The sequence below is a fragment of the Brevundimonas sp. GN22 genome, from assembly GCF_054824005.1.
Map to the genome: position 1 here is coordinate 1 of NZ_JSYD01000143.1, position 357 is coordinate 357.

General features: G+C 58.0%; 1 protein-coding gene. It reads left to right on the forward strand.

Annotated features, from left to right (window positions below):
• Positions 1-102: 102 nt before the first annotated feature.
• Positions 103-357: hypothetical protein (locus OB03_RS14380; RefSeq protein ID WP_461344615.1), on the forward strand; the 255-nt coding region annotated here is incomplete at its 3' end.

Sequence of the window (357 nt, forward strand, 5' to 3'; positions counted from 1 at the left end):
CGGTCGCCATCGAGATCTCGGCTCTCTAAGCCAAGACAAGAAACGACCTCGGGGCGGCCTTTCCGGTCGCCCCGAACCCTATTTTATTAAAGCAGGATTACCATGAAGAAGCTCGCTCTCTCGGCTGGCGTTGCCGCCCTCGTTCTCGTTGCAACGTCGGCAAACGCCCAGAACATGCTCAACAAGGGCCAGTTCAACCACTCGATCACCAACATCAACGTTGGTGCGGGCCAGCCTGCAAACAACCTGCAAGTTGCCCAGGGTCTGACGGTTCCGGGTTACCAGTTCAACGGTCGTGCTGCTTGGCACAACGTCGGCACGGTTGAAGGCAACAACGGTTCGGCTTCGGGTTCGGAC